General features: G+C 66.8%; 17 protein-coding genes. 6 read left to right on the top strand and 11 right to left on the bottom strand.

Features of this window, described 5'->3' with window-relative positions:
- Positions 1 to 310 precede the first annotated feature (310 nt).
- Positions 311 to 3,343: an alpha-mannosidase gene (locus tag FPY90_RS18060; RefSeq protein WP_498682557.1), complete on the top strand. Its 3,033-nt coding sequence runs from the start codon at positions 311 to 313 to the stop codon at positions 3,341 to 3,343.
- A 311-nt stretch (positions 3,344 to 3,654) separates the two neighbouring features.
- Here FPY90_RS18060 and FPY90_RS18055 read toward each other — a convergent pair whose 3' ends face one another.
- Entirely contained in the window at positions 3,655 to 5,121 is a 1,467-nt protein-coding gene (locus FPY90_RS18055; RefSeq protein WP_498682555.1) for an FAD-dependent monooxygenase, read from the bottom strand.
- 333 nt (positions 5,122 to 5,454) lie between these two features.
- Here FPY90_RS18055 and FPY90_RS18050 point away from each other — a divergent pair, with 333 nt between their 5' ends.
- Both FPY90_RS18050 and FPY90_RS18045 read left to right on the top strand, forming a co-directional pair.
- Complete coding sequence (locus FPY90_RS18050) at positions 5,455 to 5,973, top strand: putative immunity protein (protein WP_071215974.1); 519 nt, start codon at positions 5,455 to 5,457, stop codon at positions 5,971 to 5,973.
- 128 nt (positions 5,974 to 6,101) lie between these two features.
- Complete coding sequence (locus tag FPY90_RS18045) at positions 6,102 to 6,785, top strand: helix-turn-helix domain-containing protein (RefSeq protein ID WP_498682553.1); 684 nt, start codon at positions 6,102 to 6,104, stop codon at positions 6,783 to 6,785.
- Positions 6,786 to 7,013: 228 nt separating this feature from the next.
- Here the strand turns inward: FPY90_RS18045 and purN are convergent, their stop codons facing one another.
- From purN to FPY90_RS18015, 6 genes are read right to left on the bottom strand one after another with little or no spacing between them, the layout of a single operon-like run.
- A complete protein-coding gene (purN, locus tag FPY90_RS18040) occupies positions 7,014 to 7,580 on the bottom strand; it encodes a phosphoribosylglycinamide formyltransferase (protein WP_071215976.1) in 567 nt (188 codons plus the stop codon).
- 22 nt (positions 7,581 to 7,602) lie between these two features.
- The gene (locus tag FPY90_RS18035) at positions 7,603 to 7,740 is read right to left on the bottom strand and encodes a YbaK/EbsC family protein (protein WP_175475517.1); all 138 of its coding nucleotides are present in this window, start codon (positions 7,738 to 7,740) and stop codon (positions 7,603 to 7,605) included.
- A gap of 45 nt (positions 7,741 to 7,785) precedes the next feature.
- Positions 7,786 to 9,513, bottom strand: coding sequence for a dipeptide ABC transporter ATP-binding protein (locus FPY90_RS18030; RefSeq protein ID WP_498682550.1), 1,728 nt, complete (start codon positions 9,511 to 9,513; stop codon positions 7,786 to 7,788).
- Complete coding sequence (locus FPY90_RS18025) at positions 9,510 to 10,337, bottom strand: ABC transporter permease (protein WP_498682549.1); 828 nt, start codon at positions 10,335 to 10,337, stop codon at positions 9,510 to 9,512. The genes FPY90_RS18030 and FPY90_RS18025 overlap by 4 nt, the downstream gene beginning before the upstream one ends.
- Positions 10,334 to 11,293, bottom strand: coding sequence for an ABC transporter permease (locus FPY90_RS18020; RefSeq protein WP_071215979.1), 960 nt, complete (start codon positions 11,291 to 11,293; stop codon positions 10,334 to 10,336). Before FPY90_RS18020 ends, FPY90_RS18025 begins: the two co-directional genes overlap by 4 nt.
- 10 nt (positions 11,294 to 11,303) lie before the next feature.
- Complete coding sequence (locus FPY90_RS18015) at positions 11,304 to 12,830, bottom strand: ABC transporter substrate-binding protein (RefSeq protein WP_498682546.1); 1,527 nt, start codon at positions 12,828 to 12,830, stop codon at positions 11,304 to 11,306.
- A gap of 153 nt (positions 12,831 to 12,983) precedes the next feature.
- On the opposite strand from FPY90_RS18015, the gene FPY90_RS18010 reads away from it, so the two are divergent.
- Positions 12,984 to 13,391 carry a hypothetical protein gene (locus tag FPY90_RS18010; protein WP_071215981.1) on the top strand — a complete coding sequence of 136 codons (408 nt, stop codon included), beginning with the start codon at positions 12,984 to 12,986 and terminating at the stop codon, positions 13,389 to 13,391.
- Entirely contained in the window at positions 13,388 to 13,930 is a 543-nt protein-coding gene (locus FPY90_RS18005; protein ID WP_071215982.1) for a DinB family protein, read from the top strand. The genes FPY90_RS18010 and FPY90_RS18005 overlap by 4 nt, the downstream gene beginning before the upstream one ends.
- 9 nt (positions 13,931 to 13,939) lie before the next feature.
- On the opposite strand, the gene FPY90_RS18000 is transcribed toward FPY90_RS18005, so the two are convergent.
- Together FPY90_RS18000 and FPY90_RS17995 are read right to left on the bottom strand one after the other, a co-directional pair.
- A complete protein-coding gene (locus FPY90_RS18000; RefSeq protein ID WP_139194935.1) occupies positions 13,940 to 15,268 on the bottom strand; it encodes a cell division protein PerM in 1,329 nt (442 codons plus the stop codon).
- A 66-nt stretch (positions 15,269 to 15,334) separates the two neighbouring features.
- Positions 15,335 to 16,081, bottom strand: a complete 747-nt coding sequence (locus FPY90_RS17995; RefSeq protein WP_498682542.1) for a TSUP family transporter — start codon at positions 16,079 to 16,081, stop codon at positions 15,335 to 15,337.
- A gap of 200 nt (positions 16,082 to 16,281) precedes the next feature.
- Here FPY90_RS17995 and FPY90_RS17990 point away from each other — a divergent pair, with 200 nt between their 5' ends.
- Positions 16,282 to 17,436: a Fic family protein gene (locus FPY90_RS17990; RefSeq protein WP_498682540.1), complete on the top strand. Its 1,155-nt coding sequence runs from the start codon at positions 16,282 to 16,284 to the stop codon at positions 17,434 to 17,436.
- Positions 17,437 to 17,708: 272 nt separating this feature from the next.
- Here the strand turns inward: FPY90_RS17990 and FPY90_RS17985 are convergent, their stop codons facing one another.
- Together FPY90_RS17985 and hpaH are read right to left on the bottom strand one after the other, a co-directional pair.
- Positions 17,709 to 18,524, bottom strand: a complete 816-nt coding sequence (locus tag FPY90_RS17985; RefSeq protein WP_498682538.1) for an aldolase/citrate lyase family protein — start codon at positions 18,522 to 18,524, stop codon at positions 17,709 to 17,711.
- Positions 18,509 to 19,294: a 2-oxo-hept-4-ene-1,7-dioate hydratase gene (gene hpaH / locus FPY90_RS17980; protein WP_071215985.1), complete on the bottom strand. Its 786-nt coding sequence runs from the start codon at positions 19,292 to 19,294 to the stop codon at positions 18,509 to 18,511. The genes FPY90_RS17985 and hpaH overlap by 16 nt, the downstream gene beginning before the upstream one ends.
- Positions 19,295 to 19,443 lie beyond the last annotated feature (149 nt).

Here is a 19,443-nt window from a genome sequence, read left to right as displayed (position 1 = left end):
CCGCCACGGTGGATGGCTGCCGTCCCATTGCGGGACATCACTGCCCGGGCCCCAGGTGTTTCCCTCCGGGACGCGCCCACGCGACGGTCCGGCACCCGAACCCCCGCGGAGCCGTCTCCCGCGTTCTCGCCCCGGACGGGGGGCAGGTTCGGCACGGCCTCCCGTTGGCCTGGACCGGATCTTCCGGGACGGTGGAGGTCTTCTCGGATACGCTGACAAGACAGGTCAACGACGAAATCCTTGCAGAGCACCCCCGCCCGGCCCCTGGGACACCATCCTTCGGGCCGCGGCCCCGCGAAAGGCATTCTTCATGCATGACGACATCCCCCTGACCCTCGGACGTGTTGCGCGGGTCCTTGGGGAACGCATCCGCCCTGCCATCCACCCCGTTGCCCTCCCGCTGGAGGTTCAATGGCACGAACTTCCCGGCGAGCCCATCGCGCCGGCCGAAGCCATGGGCCTGGACTACATCGATTATTCGGTCGGCACCGCCTGGGGCGCGGCGTGGGGAACGACCTGGTTCCACCTGCGCGGCACCGTCCCGGCAGCATGGGCCGGCAAGCGCGTCGAGGCCCTGGTTGATTTGGGCTTTGACAAGAACATGACCGGCTTCCAATGCGAAGGCCTGGTCCACCGGGCCGACGGCAGCACCGTAAAGGCCATCAACCCGCGCAACCAGTGGATCCCCGTTGCCGACAGCGCCAAGGGCGACGAGAAGGTGGACTACTTTATCGAGGCCGCCGCCAACCCGGTGCTGCTGGACTACCACCCGTTCCTTCCGACCCAGGAAGGCGACATCCAGACCTCGTCCTCGCGCAGGCTTTACACCACCGGACGCATGGACCTAGCGATCTTCGAACCCGAGGTCCACGAGCTCTCCCTGGACCTGGAGGTGCTGCTCGAGCTGCAGGCCGAGCTGCCCGCGGGCCCGCGCCGCATGCGCATCCTGCAGGCCATGGACAACGCCCTTGACGTGCTGGACCTGCAGCGGATCACCGAAACCGCGCCCGCGGCCCGCGCCGAACTGGCAGGGGTGCTCGCCACGCGCGCCGACGAATCCGCGCACCGCATCTCCGCGGTGGGCCATTCCCACATCGACTCGGCCTGGCTGTGGCCGGTGCGCGAGACCATCCGCAAGGTCGCCCGGACCTCCTCCTCCATGGTGGAAATGCTCGATCACGACGAGGACTTCCTCTACGGCATGTCCAGCGCCCAGCAATACGCCTGGCTCAAGGAGCACCGCCCCGAGGTCTACGGCCGGGTCAAGGAAGCCGTGGCCTCCGGACGCTTCCTGCCGCTGGGCGGCATGTGGGTCGAGTCGGACACCGTGATGCCCTCGGGCGAATCCATGGTCCGCCAGTTCTACTACGGCCAGCGCTTCTTCCGCGAGGAATTCGGGATAACCTGCGCCGGGGTCTGGCTGCCGGACTCCTTCGGGTACTCCCCCGCGCTTCCGCAGCTGATGAAACGGGCCGGCTTCGAATGGTTCTTCACCCAGAAGATCTCCTGGAACCAGCAGAACGTATTCCCGCACCACACGTTCAACTGGGAGGGAATCGACGGCTCGCGCGTCTTCAGCCACTTCCCGTCCATGGACACCTACAACTCGCAGCTTTCGGGCGAAGAGGTTGCCCGCGCCTCGCGCCAGTTCCGCGAATCCCGCCGCGCCACCGGCTCCATTGCCCCGGTGGGCTGGGGAGACGGCGGCGGCGGCACCACCCGCGAGATGACCGGCAAGGCACGCCGCCTGGCCGACCTCGAGGGCAGCGCCAAGGTGAAGTGGGAACACCCCGACGAGTTCTTCAGGCGTGCCAAGACCGAGCTGGCAAACCCGCCGGTGTGGATGGGCGAGCTCTACCTGGAGTTGCACCGCGCCACGCTGACTTCCCAGCACCGGACCAAGCAGGGCAACCGCCGCACCGAGCAGCTGCTGGTGGAGGCCGAGCTCTGGGCCGCCACCGCCGCCGTGTACACCGGCTTCGAGTACCCGCACGAGGAGATCGACGCACTCTGGAAGACGGTTCTGCTCAACCAGTTCCACGACATCCTTCCGGGCACCTCGATCGCCTGGGTGCACCGCGAGGTCGTTGCCGAGTACGCGCGGGTCACCAAGGCCACCGAGGCGATCATCGCCGCGGCGCAGGCCGCCCTGGTCGGCAAGGGCGAGACCCCGATCGCGATGAACGCTGCGTCGTTCACCCGCTCGGGCATCCGCACCGGAGCCGGCATGCCGGTGGCCGAGCTGGCCCCGGTCGCCGACACAGTGATGGCCAGCGAGTCGGCCGACGGCTTCGTGCTGTCCAATGAGCTGGTCACCATCGTCATTTCCCGCGAAGGCCTGATCACCTCGGCGGTCGAGAACGCCACGGGCCGCGAAACCATCGCGGTGGGCACCGAGGCCAACCTGCTACAACTGCACCAAGACTTCCCGAACAAGTGGGATGCCTGGGACGTTGACAAGTACTACCGCAACCAGGTCACCGACCTGCGCGGACTCGATGCGATCTCGCTGTCCACCGATGAGGACGGCACCGCCCGCGTCATCATCGAACGCAGTTTCTCCGCCTCGACCCTGCGCCAGGAACTGACGCTTTCCCCCGGTTCACGGGTGCTGCAGATCGAGCAGGTCACCGACTGGCACGAGACCGAGAAATTCCTCAAGGTCGCATTCCCGCTGGATATCCGCGCCGAGCATGTGATCGCCGAGACCCAGTTCGGCTACCACAAGCGCGTCACCCACGTGAACACCAGCTGGGAGGCGGCAAAGTTCGAAACCTCGATGCACCGCTTCGTGCTCGCCGAGGAACCGGGCTTCGGAGCCGCGCTGGTCAACGATTCCATTTACGGTTTCGACGTCACCCGAGATTCCACCGAGGCCGGCGTAACAACCAACGTTCGCTTGTCGCTGCTGCGTGCCCCGCGCTTCCCGGATCCGGAGACCGACCAGGGCATCCAGACCCACCGCTACGGCCTGGTCATCGGCGCCGACATCGCCTCGGCCACCGAGGCCGGCGCCCTGCTGAACTCCACGCAGCGCACCCTCACCGGCGCCCACGGGTTCGACCCGCTGGTCACCGTCGACGGAACGGGCACCGTGCTCTCCAGCGTGAAGCTGGCAGGCGACAAGTCCGGCGACCTGGTCGTGCGCGTCTACGAGTCCCTGGGCCGCCGCGCCTCCGGCACCGTAAACATGCACCATCCGGTGGATTCGGCATCCGTGATCAGCCTCCTGGAGGACGCCATCGAGGGTGACGGCGGCATTGCCGAACACACCAACGGGTCGGTAAGAATTTCCTTGACGGCCTTCGAGGTGCGAACCCTGCGCTTCCGCCTCGGTCGCTAGCACCCGATTCTTCGTTTTGGTGCAGGTCCCGCAGGGCGATGGCCGGTGGGGTCAGGTCCAGCAGTGACGACGAAAACAAGTGGATGCGTTCCATCAACTCGAAGCTCGGCTTCCTCCCCGTCGAGACGGAAATGATCATGCACAAGGAACGCACCCGGAACCGCCGATGATCAACGGTCGCGGCAACGAAATAACTCCCGCTTTCCGCACCGGCGGTGGCCGTCCCCGCCAGGTTTCCGCCGCCGGTCATGGGGTCGTCGTGACGACGCGTGCGGACATCGCAGGAGTAACGGCGTACTCCCCTGGAACGATCACGTTCTGGCGGGCGTCCCCGATCCAAACCAGCGCGTGAGCGCGTCAGCAAGCCCTTGGTCGGAGCCTTCACCCACCCAGGCGACGTAGCCGTCCGGGCGGACCAACACCGCGGCGGGGGCCGCCACCTCACCCAGGAGAGGAAGCTTCAAAGGGCCGTTGAACCGGGCTTCGACTTGCTGCACCCGGTCTGCCCACGGCGCGATCTCGAGGCGGTTGGACCCGGCCAGCTTGAGCAGCACCGGCTTGGCATCATGAAGCAGGACGAAGACCCGTGTGGGGCCGTTGGGCGTGTCAAGGTCGAGATCGGGCATGCGTCGCCCGAGCAGCGGGTGTCCTTCCCCGAGGTCGTAGGCGATGTCGAGGCCGTGGATCAATGCGGCGAGGTGCTGGCGCGGCTGGTCCATGTGCATCAGCTCGCTGACGGTCTCGGCGAGCGCTGCGGAGCGTGCGTCATGGCGTTGCAGGGCCGTTTGCGCCATGGAGTGCTTGAGCGCGCGGAGCCCCACGGGATGCCGCTCAGCGTGGTAGGTCTCCAGCAGGGAATCCGGTGAGCTGCCCTTGAGGACCTGCGCGAGTTTCCAGCCGAGGTTCACGGCATCCTGCATGCCCAGGCCGATCCCCTGGCCGCCGGCGGGATAGTGCACGTGCGCGGCGTCCCCGACCAGCAGCACCCGTCCCTTGCGGTATGTTGCTGCCTGCCTTGTGGCGTCGGTGAACCTGGAGATCGAGGTTGGGCTGTGCACTCCGAAGTCCGTCCCGTACGCCGCGGTCAGGGAATCGGCCAGATCGCCTACTCCGGGTGCCTCCCGCGATCCGAGCTGCTGCTCCGTGGTGATGACGCGATAGGTGCGCCCGTCGTCGAGCAGGCTGAAGCCGTGGACTCCCGCCGCATCCAGCAACGTACCGGCGGGTGGTTCCTCGGACACTTCCACTTCGGCGATCAGGTTGCTGCGGGTTGCTTCCCATCCGGGGAAATCGATGCCGGCCGCCTTGCGAACCAGGCTGCGTCCACCGTCGGCACCCACCAGGTACGCCGTGCGGTGGTTGCCGCCGCCGGCGGTCTCGACCGTGACCCCGGTGTCGCCCTGGTCGAAGCCGATGACCTCCCGCCCATGGTGCACGGGCACGCCGAGCTGGTTGATCCAGTCTTCGAGGATTGGTTGTATCTGGCTCTGCCACAGTCCAAGCCCATAGGGGTGCCGCGTGGGAAAATCGCTGATGTCCAGCACAGTGCTGCCGAAGCGGGCGGTCTGCACCGTTTTTCCCGCCGCCAGGAATCGATCGGCAATCCCGCGCTGGTCGAGGATCTCGATGGTTCGGCAGTGGAAGCCCCCGGCACGGGATTCGGCCAGCGCCCCCGTCGGCCGCCGCTCCATGATCTCCACGTCGATGCCTGCCACGGCCAATTCCCCGGCCAGCATCATTCCGGCCGGGCCGCTGCCCACGATGAGGACATCCGCCATGTTCTTCCCTCCCGATGGTGTGCCTCCAAGGGCACTTTCGAGCAGTGTATGGCACGCCGCGGGGCTTGCGGCAAGCCCCCTGGCAGGCGATATCCTGAAAATGCAAGACGACGCCCACGGCGGCATCCTCGGTGATTTCAGGACGGTCCGCCAGGCCGCACGGATGGCCCTCCTATCGGGCAGTCCGTTCCCCACCCGCCAACCGTGCCAGATCCCTCGCTTGCGTTGATCAACGACGTGCCGATTCCCCTCGCCGTGCCACGTCCCGGAAAACCTGCAAGCTTCGCCCTGGACCCCCGTGCCTTGGAACTTCGTGAAGCGTATATTTGCAGCATGCCGATCCTTCCCAAGGAGCGCGATCCCCGGCTGGTCACCATCCGTCGCGGGGGCACACTGAGCGATGAACACCACCGGATGCTTGCCGCCTGGGCGCTGGACTGCGCCGAACACGTGCTGCCGCTCTTTGAGGACCGGCAACCTGGCGATACCCGACCCCGGCACGCCATCGAGGTCGGCCGGGCCTGGATCCGTGGCGAGGTCCCGATGCGCGAAGCGCACCGAGAGGCCTTCGTGGCCAATTCCGCCGGGCGCTCCATGCCCGATCCGGTGAAGTTCGCGGCCCTTGCGGCCGGGCAGGCCGTCGCCGTGGCCCACGTGGCAGCCCACGATCTGGGTGCCGCCGCATACGCCATCCGAGCGGCCGGTGCCGCTGCGGAATCCCGGGACGCCGCGGCGGCCCGTGCAGCGGAACGGGAATGGCAACGCTCCCAACTGCCTGCGGCGGTCCGTGAACTGGTTCTCGATGACCAGAAGCACCGCAATGCCATTTGCTGGAACGTCTTCACCGATTGACCCGCCAAGTGGACCTCGGAGTCGAGGCCGGGCGCCTCTGGAGTCGTTACGCAGCACTCATAAGTATTCCCAGGCAGATGGATTCACCAACTATGTATCAATAGTGTCGTTTCAGACATGATTGAAACATGGATCTCTACACGACTGCCATGGCCTCCGAGGTGCTTGGCATCTCCCCGGCAGCAGTGCGACGCCTGGTAAATAGCGGTCGGCTCCAGGCGACAAAAATGGCTGGCAGGCTTCTTTTCGAACCGGCATCCATCCACAGGATCCAACGCTGCTCGCAGGCCCCGGGACGTATCTGGTCTCCGAGAACCGCATGGGCGGCGTTGGAAATACTGCACCACCACCAGACGGAACTCATCGACCAGCCCCGTCGTTCCAGGCTCACCAGGCAGTTGCGCTCGATGGAAGCGTCCGAGTTGCAGCGTTTGGCGCGAAACCACTGCCAGGTGAGGCGATTCAGCGCGGGCTCGCGGGTTCGTTCCAGTCTCACCGGAATGCTGCTGCCAACCGGTGTCAGTTCGATCGCCCAGGAATCCGTTGCCGGCCGGTTCGGTTTGGCCGGTGTTCTGGATGAGGACCGTTTGGAAGGGTATTGGACCGGTTCAGCCGAGTCGTTGCTTGATCAGATTCCCCCTGCCAACGACGAAACGGGCGGCGTGCTTGTCAGGTTCTTAGACGACCCCGAACTGGTTTCGGGCGCAGTGGGTTCCGACGCCGTCATCGCACTGGATTTGATGGACTCCGACGACATCCGCGAACGCGGGGCAGGGCGGGATACATTGCAGCGGATAATCGCCAATGCCTGAGCAGCGTCTTCGCCAAAGCTTCCGTGTGCCCGGAAGGTGCTTTGCTTCGGTTCGCAGCACCCCAACCGCCTCGGCGTAGGCAAAGACGAGCTTGCCGATGCGGTACATTCCCTCCGCGAGCTGCTTAACCACGCGTGATGCCGTTGGGGCGGTCCTGCAAGCTCTGCCTAAACGGAAGGCCCGCCCGGATCCAATCCGGGCAGGCCTCCTGCTTCGAAAAGCCGGGTGCTACTTCCCGGCCAGGTCCGCCAGCGTGGCGATGAGCAGGCGGCGCTCGACGACCTTGATGCGCTCGTGCAGCGACTCCTCGGTGTCGTCGTCCTCGATCACCACCGCTTCCTGGCGCAGGATCGGACCGGTGTCCACGCCCGCGTCGGCGATGTGCACGGTGCAGCCAGTGACCTTGACCCCGTAGGCCAGCGCGTCGCGCACGCCGTGGGCGCCCGGGAAAGCGGGCAGCAGGGCCGGGTGGGTGTTGATGTAGGTGCCGTCGAAGGCGTTGATGAACTCTTCCCCGACGATACGCATGAACCCCGAGGAGACCACGTAGTCCGGCTCGTAGGACAGGCACTTTTCGGTCAGCGCGTGGTTCCAGTCCGCGCGCTCGGCATAGTCCTTGAAGTTCACCACGAAGGTCTCGATGCCGGCGGCCGCGGAGCGTTCCACGCCGTGGGTGCCGTATTTGTCTGCGCCGACGGCGGCGATTTCCACGTTTTTCAGCGACCCGTCGGCGACGGCGTCGATGACGGACTGGAGGTTGGACCCGGTGCCGGAGACAAGAACTACGATGCGCATGGGTACCAGTTTAGTGGGAGCTTCACCCGGCCTTGGCCAGCGGCAGGACCACCGCGCCGGGCAGGGAGGCCAGGACGGCTCCGGAACACAAGATCCTCGATGCGCGGATCCCGCTGCCGCTGACCGGGTGCCCGGCAACGGCCACCAACCCGGGGTTCACCGGGGCGGGGCGGATTCCGGCAATCCCGGTTCCGTGCCAGCCACCCTACGGGGTCGGAGCCAGCTCCTCGGCCAGGTCCAGCGAGCTGGCCACCAGCTGTGCCGTGTAGGGATGGGCGGGGTTGTTGTAGATCTGCTCGGTGTCCCCGGTTTCCACGATCCGCCCGTCCTTCATCACGATGACCCGGTCGCACAGGTGGCGCACCACCGACAGGTCGTGGGAGACCATCAGCAGCGTCAGCGCGTACTCGTCCACCAGGTCCGCGAGCAGGTTCAGCACCTGGGCGCGCACCGAGACATCCAGCGCGGAGACCGGCTCGTCGGCCACCAGGATGCTGGGGCGGTTCACCAGGGCCCGGGCGATGGAGATGCGCTGGCGCTGCCCGCCGGAGAACTGGTGCGGGTAGCGGGAGGCGGACTCGGGATCCAGGCCCACGAGCCCCAGCATCTTGTGCACCGCAGCCTCGCGCCCGCGGGCATCCAGCTTCCGGCCGGGCACCAGCAGCGGCTCGGCAATGATGTCGGCGACCTTCATCCGCGGGTCCAGCGAACCCATCGGGTCCTGGAAGACGATCTGCAGTTGGCGGCGCAGCGGCGCCAGGTCCGCCTCCTTGGCCCCGGCGACCTCGGTCCCGGCCACCACGGCACTTCCGGTGCTCGGGGCATCCAGCCCGGCCAGGATCCGCAGCAGCGTGGTCTTGCCCGAGCCGGACTCCCCCACGATGCCCACCCGTTCCCCGGCGGCGATGCTGAAGCCGACCCCATCCAGGGCCTTGACCACGGGGCGCGGGCCAAAGGCCTTGGTGCGGGCACGGTGGTAGGTCCGGCCCAGGTTCGTGGCGGTGATCAGCGCCGGGCCCGCGGCGGCCCGGCGGGGTGCCGGCGCGGCCGTGCCCGGTGCCTCGCGCAGTGCCGGGGGCACGTAGCCGGCGGCGGTGTCCACGGTGAACAGCCGGCCGCGTGCATCGGTGGCCGAGATGTCGCTGGCGGCCAGCAGCGCCCGGGTGTACGGGTGGGCCGGGGCCGTGAAGATCCTGTCGATGTCGCCGGATTCCACCAGCCTGCCCTTGTTCAGCACCAGCACCCGGGTGCACATGTTGGCGACCACGGCCAGGTCGTGGGTGATAAACAGCAGCCCGGTGCCGCGCTCGGAAACCTGGGCGGAGATCAGCTCCAGGACCTGGGACTGCACCGTGACATCCAGCGCCGTGGTCGGCTCGTCGGCCAGCAGCAGCTGCGGGTCGTTGGCCAGGGCCATCGCGATCATCACGCGCTGGCGCTGCCCGCCCGAGAGCTGGTGCGGGTAGGCCCCGGCCGCCTGGGCCGGGTCGGGGATCTTCACCGAGGCCAGCAGCTCGACCGCGCGCCGTTGGCCCGCGGCCCGGGTGGGCACGGTGCGGTGCACCAGCATCACCTCGGCGACCTGCGCACCGACCTTCATCAGCGGGTTCAGGGCCGAGAGCGGCTCCTGGAAGACCATCGAGATCCCGTCCCCGCGCAGCCCCCTCATGGCCTTGTCCCCGGCGGTGAAAAGCTCCGGTGCGAAGCCGCGCAGGTGCGCGCTGCCGGTCAGTGCCAGTTCCTCGGGGAGCAGGCCCAGCAGGGCCGTGGCGGTCAGGGACTTGCCGGACCCGGATTCGCCGATCAGCCCGATGCGCTCGCCGGCTGCCATGGAAAAGGACAGCTCGGAGACCAGCGGCGTGGCCCCGGCGGCGATGCCCAGGTTGTCGACGCGCAGCAGCGGCTCGTCTGCAATGCCTATTTCCTCGTTCATGCCTTGCCCCTGCCCAGCTTCGGATCCAGCCGGTCGCGCAGGCCGTCCCCGAGCAGGTTGAAGCCCATCACGGCCAGCGCGATGGCCAGTCCGGGCCAGATCGCCATGGCCGGGAAGCTGCCCCAGTATTGCTGGGATTCCTGCAGCATCCGCCCCCAGGAGGGCACCGGCGGGGGCGTGCCCAGTCCCAGGAAGGACAGCGCGGCCTCGGCCAGCACGGCCAGCGCGAAGGTCACCGAGCACTGGATCAGCAGCATGCCGGTGATGTTGGGCAGCACGTGGCGGGCGGCGATGCGCACCGGGCGCTGGGCCGCGGCCCGGGCGGCGAGCACGTATTCGGCGTTCATGACCTGCAGCGTCCCGGCGCGGGCCACCCGGGCGAAGCCCGGCACCGAGGCCAGCCCGATCGCCGCCATCGCCGAGACGGTGGAGGCCCCGTAGATCGCGGCGAACATGATGGCCAGCAGCAGCGCGGGGAAGGCCAGCAGGATGTCGGCGCCGCGCATCGTGATCTCCTCCACTGCTCCGCGTTTCATCCCGGCCCAGATGCCGACCGGGGTGCCGATGAGCACCGCGATGCCCACCGAGACCACCCCGACCAGCAGCGTGATCCGCGCCCCGACCAGGATGCGGGAGAGCAGGTCGCGGCCCAGGTTGTCGGTGCCCAGCCAGTGCTGCAGGCTCGGGCTCTGCAGCCGCGCCGGCGCATTGACCTGCAACGGGTCAAAGGGCGTATAGACGAAGGAGAGCAGGGCCGCGGCGGCAATCAGGGCCACGATCGCGGCCCCGGCGAGCAGGGCGGGGGTGGGGCGGGCGTTTTTCATCGTGCTCCCTGGGCGGCGGCGCGGATGCGCGGGTCGACGATGGTGTACAGGACATCCACCAGCAGGTTCACCACCAGGGTGAGGGCCACCAGCACCATCACCACCGACTGGACGGTGAGCAGGTCCCGGTTTGCCACGGCGGAAAGCAGCATCGAACCCAGGCCCGGGATCACGAAGACCCGCTCGATGACCACGGCCCCGATGATCAGCGCGGAAAACTGCACGGAGGTCACCGTCAGCACCGGGATCGCGGCGTTGCGCAGCCCGTGCCGCACCAGCGCCCCCAGCGGGGACAGGCCCTTGGCCCGGGCGGTGCGCAGGTAGTCCTCGTGCATGACCTCCAGCACCGCTGAGCGCACGTAGCGCACCAGGATCGCGGACTGCACCCCGGCCAGCGCGATGACCGGCAGCACGAGCCGGGAGGCGAACCCGGCGAAGTCGACCCCGGGGGCCACCCAGCCGTTGGCCGGCAGCCAGCCCAGGCGCAGCGCGAAGAAGGAGACCAGCACGATGCCCAGCAGGAAACCGGGGATCGCGATGCCCAGCTGGCTGGCCGCGGAGATCACCGCGCCGGAGGGCTTGTGGTGCCGCACCGCGGCGATCGTCCCGGCCGGGACCGCGATCGCCAGCGCGAGCGCCATGGCCAGGGTCACCAGGATCAGCGAGACCTGCACCTTGTCCGCCACCAGCGGCGAGATGTCGGTCCGGGTCACGTAGGAGATCCCGAAGTCCCCGCGCCAGAGACCGGAGAACCAGTCCCAGTACTGCACCGGAAGCGGCCGGTCGGTGCCGAATTGCCTGGCCAGGCCCGCCACCACCTCGGGGGTCGCGTTTTCCCCGGCGGCGATGGCCGCCGGGTCCCCGGGCAGCACGCGCATCAGCGCGAAGACCGCCAGGGTGGCCGCCAACAGGGACAGCACGAAGCGTGCGAGGTTCCCCGCAATGCGCACCAGCATGTGCGCCGCCCTAGGACCAGGCGATGGGCGCGAGGTTCAGCGCCTCGGTGACCGAGTTGGCGCCCAGCCCGGTGATCCCCGCCTTGGCCACCGAGATGTTCGGGAAGATGAACAGCGTGTCCACCGGGGCGTCCTCCACGATGGTGCGCACCACGTTCTTCATGCCCTCCACATAGGTCGCCTCGTCGCTCGCGTCCGCGGCGGCGGCCTCGTCCTTGATCTTGGAGTTGTCGTAGCCGATGTAGTAGTTGGGGTTGTTGAACATGGTCAGCAGGTCGCGGGCTTCCACGGCCAGGATCACCGACATCTGGTAGTCGTGGCGCGTGAACACCGTATCCAGCCACACGGCCGGGAACTCCGCGGAGGCGATCTTCGCGTCGATGCCCACGTCGCGCAGCTGCGACTGGACGATCTCCGAGACTGCGGTGGCGTACGGACGGGTGGGCACCGTGAAGGTGATCTTCAGGTCCTGGACGCCGACTTCCTTCAGCAGTTCCCTGGCCTTGGCCGGGTCGAAGGGGTAGCGGTCGTTGAGGTCCTCGTAGTACGGGTCGGTGGGCGGGACCGGCCCGCCAACCAGGGTGCCCAACCCGTTCCAGGCCGTGTCGCGCACGGCCTTGCGGTCGATGGCGTAGAGCACCGCCTGGCGCACCCGCTTGTCGTTGAAGGGCTTGGCCTTGTTGTTCATCGAGAGGATGACCTCGCCGTTGGAGGTGCCCTCGATGACCTGGTAGGCGGGGTTGGACTCGAAGGAGGAAAGCAGCTCGGGTGCCTGCATGTTGTAGATGACATCCACGTCCCCGGAAGACAACGCATTGGTGGTCGCGATGGCGTCGGCGAAGTAGCGCAGGGACACGTCCTTGATGCCCGGGGCCGCACCCCAGTAGTCGGGGCGGGCCTCCAGGTTGATCGATTCCCCGCGCGCCCAGGAGGCAAGCTTGTAGGGCCCGGTGCCCACCGGGTTGTTGGCCAAATCGTCCACGCCCGAAGGGTCGAACATGGCCCCGACCAGCGTGGTCATCGAGTACAGCCAGGCCTGCGAGGGACGGGCAAGGTTCACCGTGACCGAGTTCGGAGAGTTGACCACCACGTCCTGGACATCGTCCATCTTGGATTTGAGCCCGTTGAGCCACGCGGCGGACTTGACCCGCTCGATGGAGAACTTGACGTCTTCGGCATCGAAGGCGGCCCCGTTGGAGAACGTGGCTCCCTCGACCAGGGTGAAGGTGTAGGACTTGTTCGCGTTGCTCGTTTCCCACTTCGTGGCCAGCAGCGGGCGGATCGCGCCGGTCTGGTCCAGGGTCACCAGGCCCTCGTATACGTTGGCCATCATGGCCTGCGGGATCGCTGCCCCGGCCGTGGTGGTGAAGTCCAGGTTCACCGGTTCCCCGGTCAGCGCGACCACGAGCTTGTCCTTGTCCGCCGGTGCCCCGCCGGTGGATCCGGCGCTGCAGGCCGCCAGCATCAGCAGCGCAGCAAGCACGGCAGCGAGCCGTGCGCCCCGCCTGCCGCGTCGGGCCGTCAAGATTGCCTGCATCGAACCATCATTCCTCTAAAGGTGCTTGGGGGCCGGCGCCGTGCGCCGCCCGTGGTGCGAAAGCACCGCTGACAAACCATTATCGTACGCACCGGGCCCCGGCGCTAACCCGTCCCTGTAACGATCGGGCCCGTCGGGTCTAGTGTGGAAGATATGGGCAGCAACACCACCACCGGGGCATCCGATCCCGCACGCCCGCTTCTGGGCTGGGTCGCGGGCACCATCGCGGCCATGGCCGGGGCCCTGTGCTTCTGGTACCAGCCGCTGCCGTGGCGGCTGGCCGGCCTGCCCTTCGCGGTGGCCGGAACCGTCGTCGGGGCCATCACCTGCGTGCGCGCGTGGCGGAACCCCGCCGCCGGCATGCTGCGGTTGGCCGCCCCGGTCGCAACGCTGGCCTGCGGGCTCTTCGCCCTGCCGCTGGCCGGGCAGCTGGCCTTCTACGGGCCGTCCCTGCAATACCAGCAATGCCAGCGCGACGCCTTGACGCTGCGCTCCCAGGCGGCATGCACCCGGGAATACATCAAGCAACTGGAACCCAGTGGATTGAGGATCTTGAAATGAGCGAACAAATCATGCCCGACACCAAGGACTGGACCCTGGTGCTTAACGAAACCTGCGAGGAATGCGGAATCGACGTGCGGGCGCTGAGCACCGCGCAGGTCGCCGCCTTGGTGCGCGAGGCCTCCGGGCGCTTTGCCGAGGTCCTGGGCTCCCCCGGCGCGGGCACCCGACCCTCGCCGATGGTGTGGAGCGCGCACGAATACGTGGCCCACGTGGCCCAGATGTATCAGGTAATGACCGAGCGCCTGGCGCTGATCGTCGAGAAGGACGCCCCGTCGTTCGCGAACTGGGACCAGGATGCGGCGGCCGTCGCCAACGACTACGCCTCGATCCCGGCCCTCGAGGTCGCCCGGATGCTCGAGGAAGCCTCGCTAGCCTTCGCCGGGGCGTTGGAGGCGCTGACCGATGCGCAGATCCCGCGGATGGGCACCCGGTCCAACGGCGCGGTGTTCACCACCGCCACGTTGGCCCAGTACGCCTGGCACGACGCGGCCCACCACCTGCACCACGACCTGGGCGTGGCACGCGGCCGGGAATAGGACCGAACCCTAGCCGTCAAGCACCGGGTCGTGCTCCAGCAGCGGGGAGATGAGGTATCCGATGGCGGTGCCCAGGGCGACCTCGGCGGCCAGCAGCAGCGCGGTCATCATGACATCCGGCCCCACCTCGGTGAACCGCCCGATGCCCAGCGACCCGCCGGCCAGCCAGGAACCCACCAGCGACAGCGCCCCGGCGAAGGCTCCGACGAACACGCCCAGGGCGACGGTTGACAGGCCCAGGGAGGCCCAGCGGGAGCGGATGCGCTTGGAGACCCAGTCGTCCAGGTGGTTCTCCCCCACCCGCAGGAAGTACCAGCCGGCCAGCATCCCGGCCAGCACCGGCAGGCCCATGAATGCCCAGGCGTAGGACAGGTCCCCGGAAGGCAGGGCCGCGAGCACCGGGACCGCCGGCAGCGGCCCGACGGTGGTTTCCAGCGTGGACAGCGTGCTGCCCACCCCCAGGGTGAAGCCGCCGCCGGTGATCCAGGCCAGGGTCCACAGCGCCAGATTGGGCATGATGCCCAGCTGGCCCAGGGTCAGCACGGCCGAGCCGATGGGCCCGGGGCGCAGCTGCTGGTAGACGTTGGAGACATCGACCCAGTGCACGCCCAGGTTGATGGCCAGCAGCAGCGAGGACAGTGCAAAGGTGAGCATGTAGGCCAGGGTGCCGCCGCACAGCACCGCCCACACGTAGGACCCGGCCCAGCGCGAATGCTGGGAGGTCTTGGAGATCCAGGCCGCGGCGTCGAAGCCGATCAGCCGGCCCCAGGATCCGGCCTCGCGGCGGGCTCCGATGACCACCCCGGCGCCGGCAGGGATGGCGGGAATGAGGGTGGCGGCGAGCAGCGAAACCGAGGCTTCCTCGTTGTTCACCAGGAACCCGGTGAAAAGCCCGCAGAGCAGGTAGACGCCCAGCGCCCCGAGGATGCCCTGCCACAACGAGTCGGTGTAGGAGGCCCGCGCGATGCGCCGCCCGGCGCGCCAGCACAGGAAGAACGGGATCAGCGTGAGTCCCAGCGGGGTGAAATCCAGCAGCCCGGAGCCCTGGGAGGGGTCGGCACCGGTGCCTACCTGCAGCAGGTGCAGCGGGACGGCGTGGATCAGCAGCCAGATCTGTCCACCCATCTTCAGCACCGATTCGATGCTGCGGTCCGCGAAGCCTCCGCTGAACCACACGGCGAACCACGGGATGACCACGAGGAAGGCCGAGAACAGGGCGGCCTGCATGAACTCGAAGGCCCCTTGCAGGAACAACGGCATGGGCCAGCCGGTGCTCAGCCGTTGGCGTGCCGCGTTCAATGCCGCCGCGGCGGGCGGCTGCTTTTTCTTCTCACTCATTGCTTCCAATCGTGCCATCGATGCGTGCTTGCGGCCCTGATTGACGCGTTTGCGCGCACCCTGGCGTCACAGCGCGCGCAACCCGCTGACCAACGCGGTGACGGCACCGAAGAAGGCGAAACACAGCACGAAGAACCGCGCGTGCCGGTCGGTGACCACTCGTTGGACCTGCTCGCCGATGAGCACCCCGCCCCCGATGAACACGGCAACCGCGATCCAGGCCCACCCCGGCAGCGGCGGCAGCTGGTCGGGGGTGGTGATGAACTTCATGGCCACGGTGACGGCCCCGGTCACCACGAAGAAGGGCTGCAGGGTCGCGGCGAAGGGTCGCTGGGGCCAGCGCGCGAGCACCGCGTAGGCGCTCACCGCCGGACCGCCGACCCCGGCCAGGGAGTTGGTTAGCCCGGAGAGGAACCCGGCGCCGGCCTTGGGGACCTGCCCGTCCACGGTCACGTTTGCGCGCACCAGGATCAAGGAGAGCAGCAGCGCGGCGAGCACCGTGGCGCCGACCACGATCGACAGCGGGGCCTGGGGCAGGCCCCCGGCCAGCAAAGCGCCGGCCACCGAGCCGACGACGCTGAAGGAGCACAGCCAGCGGAACATCGACCAGTCGATGTCCTTCCAGACCCGGGGGACGATGATCGCCGAGGAGACCACTCCGCAGATGTTCACCAGGAACACCCCCTGGTGTGCGCCCAGGGCGAGGACCAGGAACGGGGAGATGAGCATCGCGAAACCGAGCCCCGCCACGCGCTGCGCAATGGCACCGAGCACAACCATGCCAAGGACGAGCAAGATGAGGGGAAGTTCCATTCGATCGAGCCTATCTCTTGTGGCCGCGCGTTTGTGCCGGTCTGTTTGCTTCCAGCGGACCGGTCGGCGGAGCCGGATCTGAAATCTCGGGCTGGCGGATTTAAATTCTTTTGATTTTACGAACTGCCAAAAACCCCGCAATCCCGGGCTTGGATCGACTACGGATTTAAATGCTGGTTTCGTCTGTCTAAAATGTTCACATGCAGCCGATCAGCTTCCCGGAATTCTCGTTCAACTCCCCCTTGGCAAAAGTGGTTATCGAGTTGGAACGACTTCGCGGCGATCTCGGGGCGGGCACAACCGATCAAATCGTTTTCTCCCAGTTGAAGTCGGTGTTCCAGCTCATGACCAGCATCATGAGTGCCCGGATCGAAGGCAACAGAACGTCAATTGTGGATGCAGTCGAGGGTGCCGCCCGTGCACAGGTGAACCCGCACGCGAATCCTTCCGATGGCGTCCAGGAAATCTTGCTGCTCCAGAAGGCCGCCGCATTCATTGACGAAGTGGTTTCTCCCGGGACCCCCATCACGCACAGCCTCGTGCGTGAATTACATCGAATTGCAGTGTCCGGTTTGGTACGCGAGGGTGATCGAACTCCGGGCGCGTACCGCACAACGGAGGTTTCCATTGGCGGGTCCCGACACGTGCATCCCCTCCCTGGTTCCGTGCAAGCCGACATGAGCGAATTGCTCGACTTCATCAACGCCGAAGCGGAGCAAAGCTACGACCTGCTGAAAGTAGCGATCGCGCACCACCGTTTCGTATGGATTCACCCATTTGGAAATGGAAACGGACGCGTGGGCAGGCTGCTCACATACGCGGTCATGGTGAGCCAGGGATTCTCAACAACTACGAATTACCGGGCTTTGAACCCCACGGCGGTATTCGGGGCGGATCGCACGAATTACTATCGAATGCTTGAAAGGGCTGACTCGCTGGAGACCGGCGCAATCGTTGATTGGTGCACCTACCTGCTCGAAGGCCTCCGCGATGACCTTGAAAAATTGAAGCAACTTGGCGACCGCAAATTCGTGACCGAGAGACTGCTACTGCCAGCCATCACAAAAGCAACGCGATCCGGAGCGATCGACGTGCAGCAATCCGAAGTGCTTGGGCTCCTCGCTCGACAAACGGAAATCAAGCCCCAGGATATCCAGCATATTTTTGTGGGCTCTGCCGCAAGACGGAGCCAAGGGATTCGTAAGATGCTTGACCAACGACTGATAGAACCGATCGCCGACGGCAAACGCAGCTACCGCCTCGTCATGGTGCCCGGTCCCCTGACTTCGTTCGTCATTCGCCAATTGGACGACCGCGGATTCCTCCCGAGCATCCTGCGCGACGATTTCGCATAGGGCATGAACCGAATCGACAAGTACTAAAATCCTTGGTTGACCTTTTTAAATTCTTTCAATTTTACGAACTGTAAAAAACACCGCGATCCCGGGCTTGGAACGACCTAAGATTTAAATGTTGGTTTTGCGGATCTAAAATGTTGCCGGATTTGCACCGGACGCAAGAAGTCTTCCGGGCGCCCTGGAGAGGACAAGAAACAGGCGGCCATGCAAGAGGAAAGTACCTCCCGCAGGACCGCTTGTCTTGCGCTCCAGGCCCCAGCCCGGTTCGGTCAGTAGCTGGCCGGGGCCCCGGCCTGGCTTCCGGCGCCGGGCCGGAACTTGGCGGCCAGCGCCTCGGTGCCGCGGGCCAGCAGCGCCACATCGGCACCGACACCCACGTAGTGGGCGCCGAGCTCGATGTAGCGCTTGGCGGTTGCTTCGGCGAAGGCGTTGACGCCGACGTACTTTCCGGCGGCCTTGCCCGCGGCGATCGCGGTCTCCACCGCGGCGACCACGTCGGGGTGGTCCTGCTGCCCGATCACGCCCATCGAGGCGGCCAGGTCGGAGGGGCCGATGAAGATGCCGTCCACGCCCTCGGTTTCCACGATTTCCTTGACGTTGGCCACCGCCTCGGCCGACTCGATCTGCACCATCAGCGTCAGGGTGTCCCCGGCGCGCGTCAGGTAGTCGGGGATGCGGTTCCAGCGGGCCGAGCGGGCCAGCGCCGACCCGACGCCGCGCACGCCCGTCGGCGGGTAGTGGCAGGCGGCGACCGCGGCGCGGGCCTGCTCGGCGTTGTTGACCATCGGGATGATCAACGACTGCACGCCCAGGTCAAGGTACTGCTTGATGACCACGGTGTCGTTGACCGGCGGGCGGACCACCGGGATGACCGGGTAGCCGCGCACCGACTGCAGCTGGCCCAGGATCGACTCGAGCCCGTTGGGCGAATGCTCGGCGTCGATGAAGATCCAGTCGAATCCGGCGCCGGCGCAGATCTCCGCAACCAGCGGGGATCCCGAGCACACCCAGATCCCCGACAGCGCGTGGTCTGCATGTTCCAGCGCATCCTTGAAGGACGGGTCCGGTTCTATGAGAAATGGCATGTCACGGTCCCCATTCGTCCGTAGTCGGCAAAGACGGTGTCGCCCTTGTCCACCCACATCGGGCGGGTGAAGGACCCGGCCAGGATGATCTCCCCGGCGTTGAGCTTGTCGCCGTGGGCGGCGATCTTGTTGGCCAGCCAGTAGACCCCGGCGGCCGGGTGGTTCAGCACGCCGGCGGCGACGCCGGTCTCCTCGACGACCTGGTTCTTGAACAGGATGCCCGAGACCCAGCGCAGGTCGATGTCCTGCGGCTTCATCGGGTTGCCGCCGATGACCATGGCGCCCATGGCCGCGTTGTCGGAGATGGTGTCGACGATGGTGCGGCCCTCCATCTCGATGCGCGAGTCCAGGATCTCCAGGGCCGGGATGACGTACTCGGTGGCGTTGAGGACGTCGAAGATGTTGGCGTTGGGACCTTCGACGTCCTTGTTGAGCTTGAACGCCAGCTCCATTTCCACGCGCGGGTGGGTGTACTTGTCCCATTCGATGGTGCAGCCCGAGTCGAGCACCATGTCGTCGAAGATGATGCCGTAGTCCGGTTCGGTGATTCCGGTGGCCATTTGCATGGCGCGGGAGGTCAGCCCGATCTTGCGTCCGGCCAGAACGCGGCCGTTGGCCTCGGAGCGCTGGCGCCAGAGGTTCTGGACCCGGTAGGAATCCTCCACCGTCATGTCGGGGAAGCGCGCGGTCAGGCGCTTGACCGGCACGCGGTCGTGGCCCGCCTGCACGAGTTCATCGGCTATCCGGGTGATGGTCTCATCGTTGAGCATGCTGGCCTGGGCCCCTTCTGAAGTTCTGGATGCACGTCGCGTGGCTCCCCGGCCATGGCTTGCGGGAACGGGGTCACACCCTGAACATGTTAGCCAATACGTCACCGGGGTCACATTCGGGCCGTCTTTGTGTCTGCGCCGCGCGGTGC

The organism is Arthrobacter sp. C2, assembly GCA_024207135.1.
Classification (GTDB): Bacteria; Actinomycetota; Actinomycetes; order Actinomycetales; family Micrococcaceae; genus Paeniglutamicibacter.
This window is presented reverse-complemented; position numbering and strand designations above follow the sequence as displayed.

What these genes read in the sequence shown, in the direction of transcription:
- FPY90_RS18060 (WP_498682557.1), top strand. Translation starts at nt 311, where the DNA reads ATGCATGACGACATCCCCCTGACCCTCGGACGTGTTGCGCGGGTCCTT.
- FPY90_RS18055 (WP_498682555.1), bottom strand. Translation starts at nt 5,121, where the DNA reads ATGGCGGATGTCCTCATCGTGGGCAGCGGCCCGGCCGGAATGATGCTG.
- FPY90_RS18050 (WP_071215974.1), top strand. Translation starts at nt 5,455, where the DNA reads ATGCCGATCCTTCCCAAGGAGCGCGATCCCCGGCTGGTCACCATCCGT.
- FPY90_RS18045 (WP_498682553.1), top strand. Translation starts at nt 6,102, where the DNA reads ATGGATCTCTACACGACTGCCATGGCCTCCGAGGTGCTTGGCATCTCC.
- purN (WP_071215976.1), bottom strand. Translation starts at nt 7,580, where the DNA reads ATGCGCATCGTAGTTCTTGTCTCCGGCACCGGGTCCAACCTCCAGTCC.
- FPY90_RS18030 (WP_498682550.1), bottom strand. Translation starts at nt 9,513, where the DNA reads ATGAACGAGGAAATAGGCATTGCAGACGAGCCGCTGCTGCGCGTCGAC.
- FPY90_RS18025 (WP_498682549.1), bottom strand. Translation starts at nt 10,337, where the DNA reads ATGAAAAACGCCCGCCCCACCCCCGCCCTGCTCGCCGGGGCCGCGATC.
- FPY90_RS18020 (WP_071215979.1), bottom strand. Translation starts at nt 11,293, where the DNA reads ATGCTGGTGCGCATTGCGGGGAACCTCGCACGCTTCGTGCTGTCCCTG.
- FPY90_RS18015 (WP_498682546.1), bottom strand. Translation starts at nt 12,830, where the DNA reads ATGCAGGCAATCTTGACGGCCCGACGCGGCAGGCGGGGCGCACGGCTC.
- FPY90_RS18010 (WP_071215981.1), top strand. Translation starts at nt 12,984, where the DNA reads ATGGGCAGCAACACCACCACCGGGGCATCCGATCCCGCACGCCCGCTT.
- FPY90_RS18005 (WP_071215982.1), top strand. Translation starts at nt 13,388, where the DNA reads ATGAGCGAACAAATCATGCCCGACACCAAGGACTGGACCCTGGTGCTT.
- FPY90_RS18000 (WP_139194935.1), bottom strand. Translation starts at nt 15,268, where the DNA reads ATGAGTGAGAAGAAAAAGCAGCCGCCCGCCGCGGCGGCATTGAACGCG.
- FPY90_RS17995 (WP_498682542.1), bottom strand. Translation starts at nt 16,081, where the DNA reads ATGGAACTTCCCCTCATCTTGCTCGTCCTTGGCATGGTTGTGCTCGGT.
- FPY90_RS17990 (WP_498682540.1), top strand. Translation starts at nt 16,282, where the DNA reads ATGCAGCCGATCAGCTTCCCGGAATTCTCGTTCAACTCCCCCTTGGCA.
- FPY90_RS17985 (WP_498682538.1), bottom strand. Translation starts at nt 18,524, where the DNA reads ATGCCATTTCTCATAGAACCGGACCCGTCCTTCAAGGATGCGCTGGAA.
- hpaH (WP_071215985.1), bottom strand. Translation starts at nt 19,294, where the DNA reads ATGCTCAACGATGAGACCATCACCCGGATAGCCGATGAACTCGTGCAG.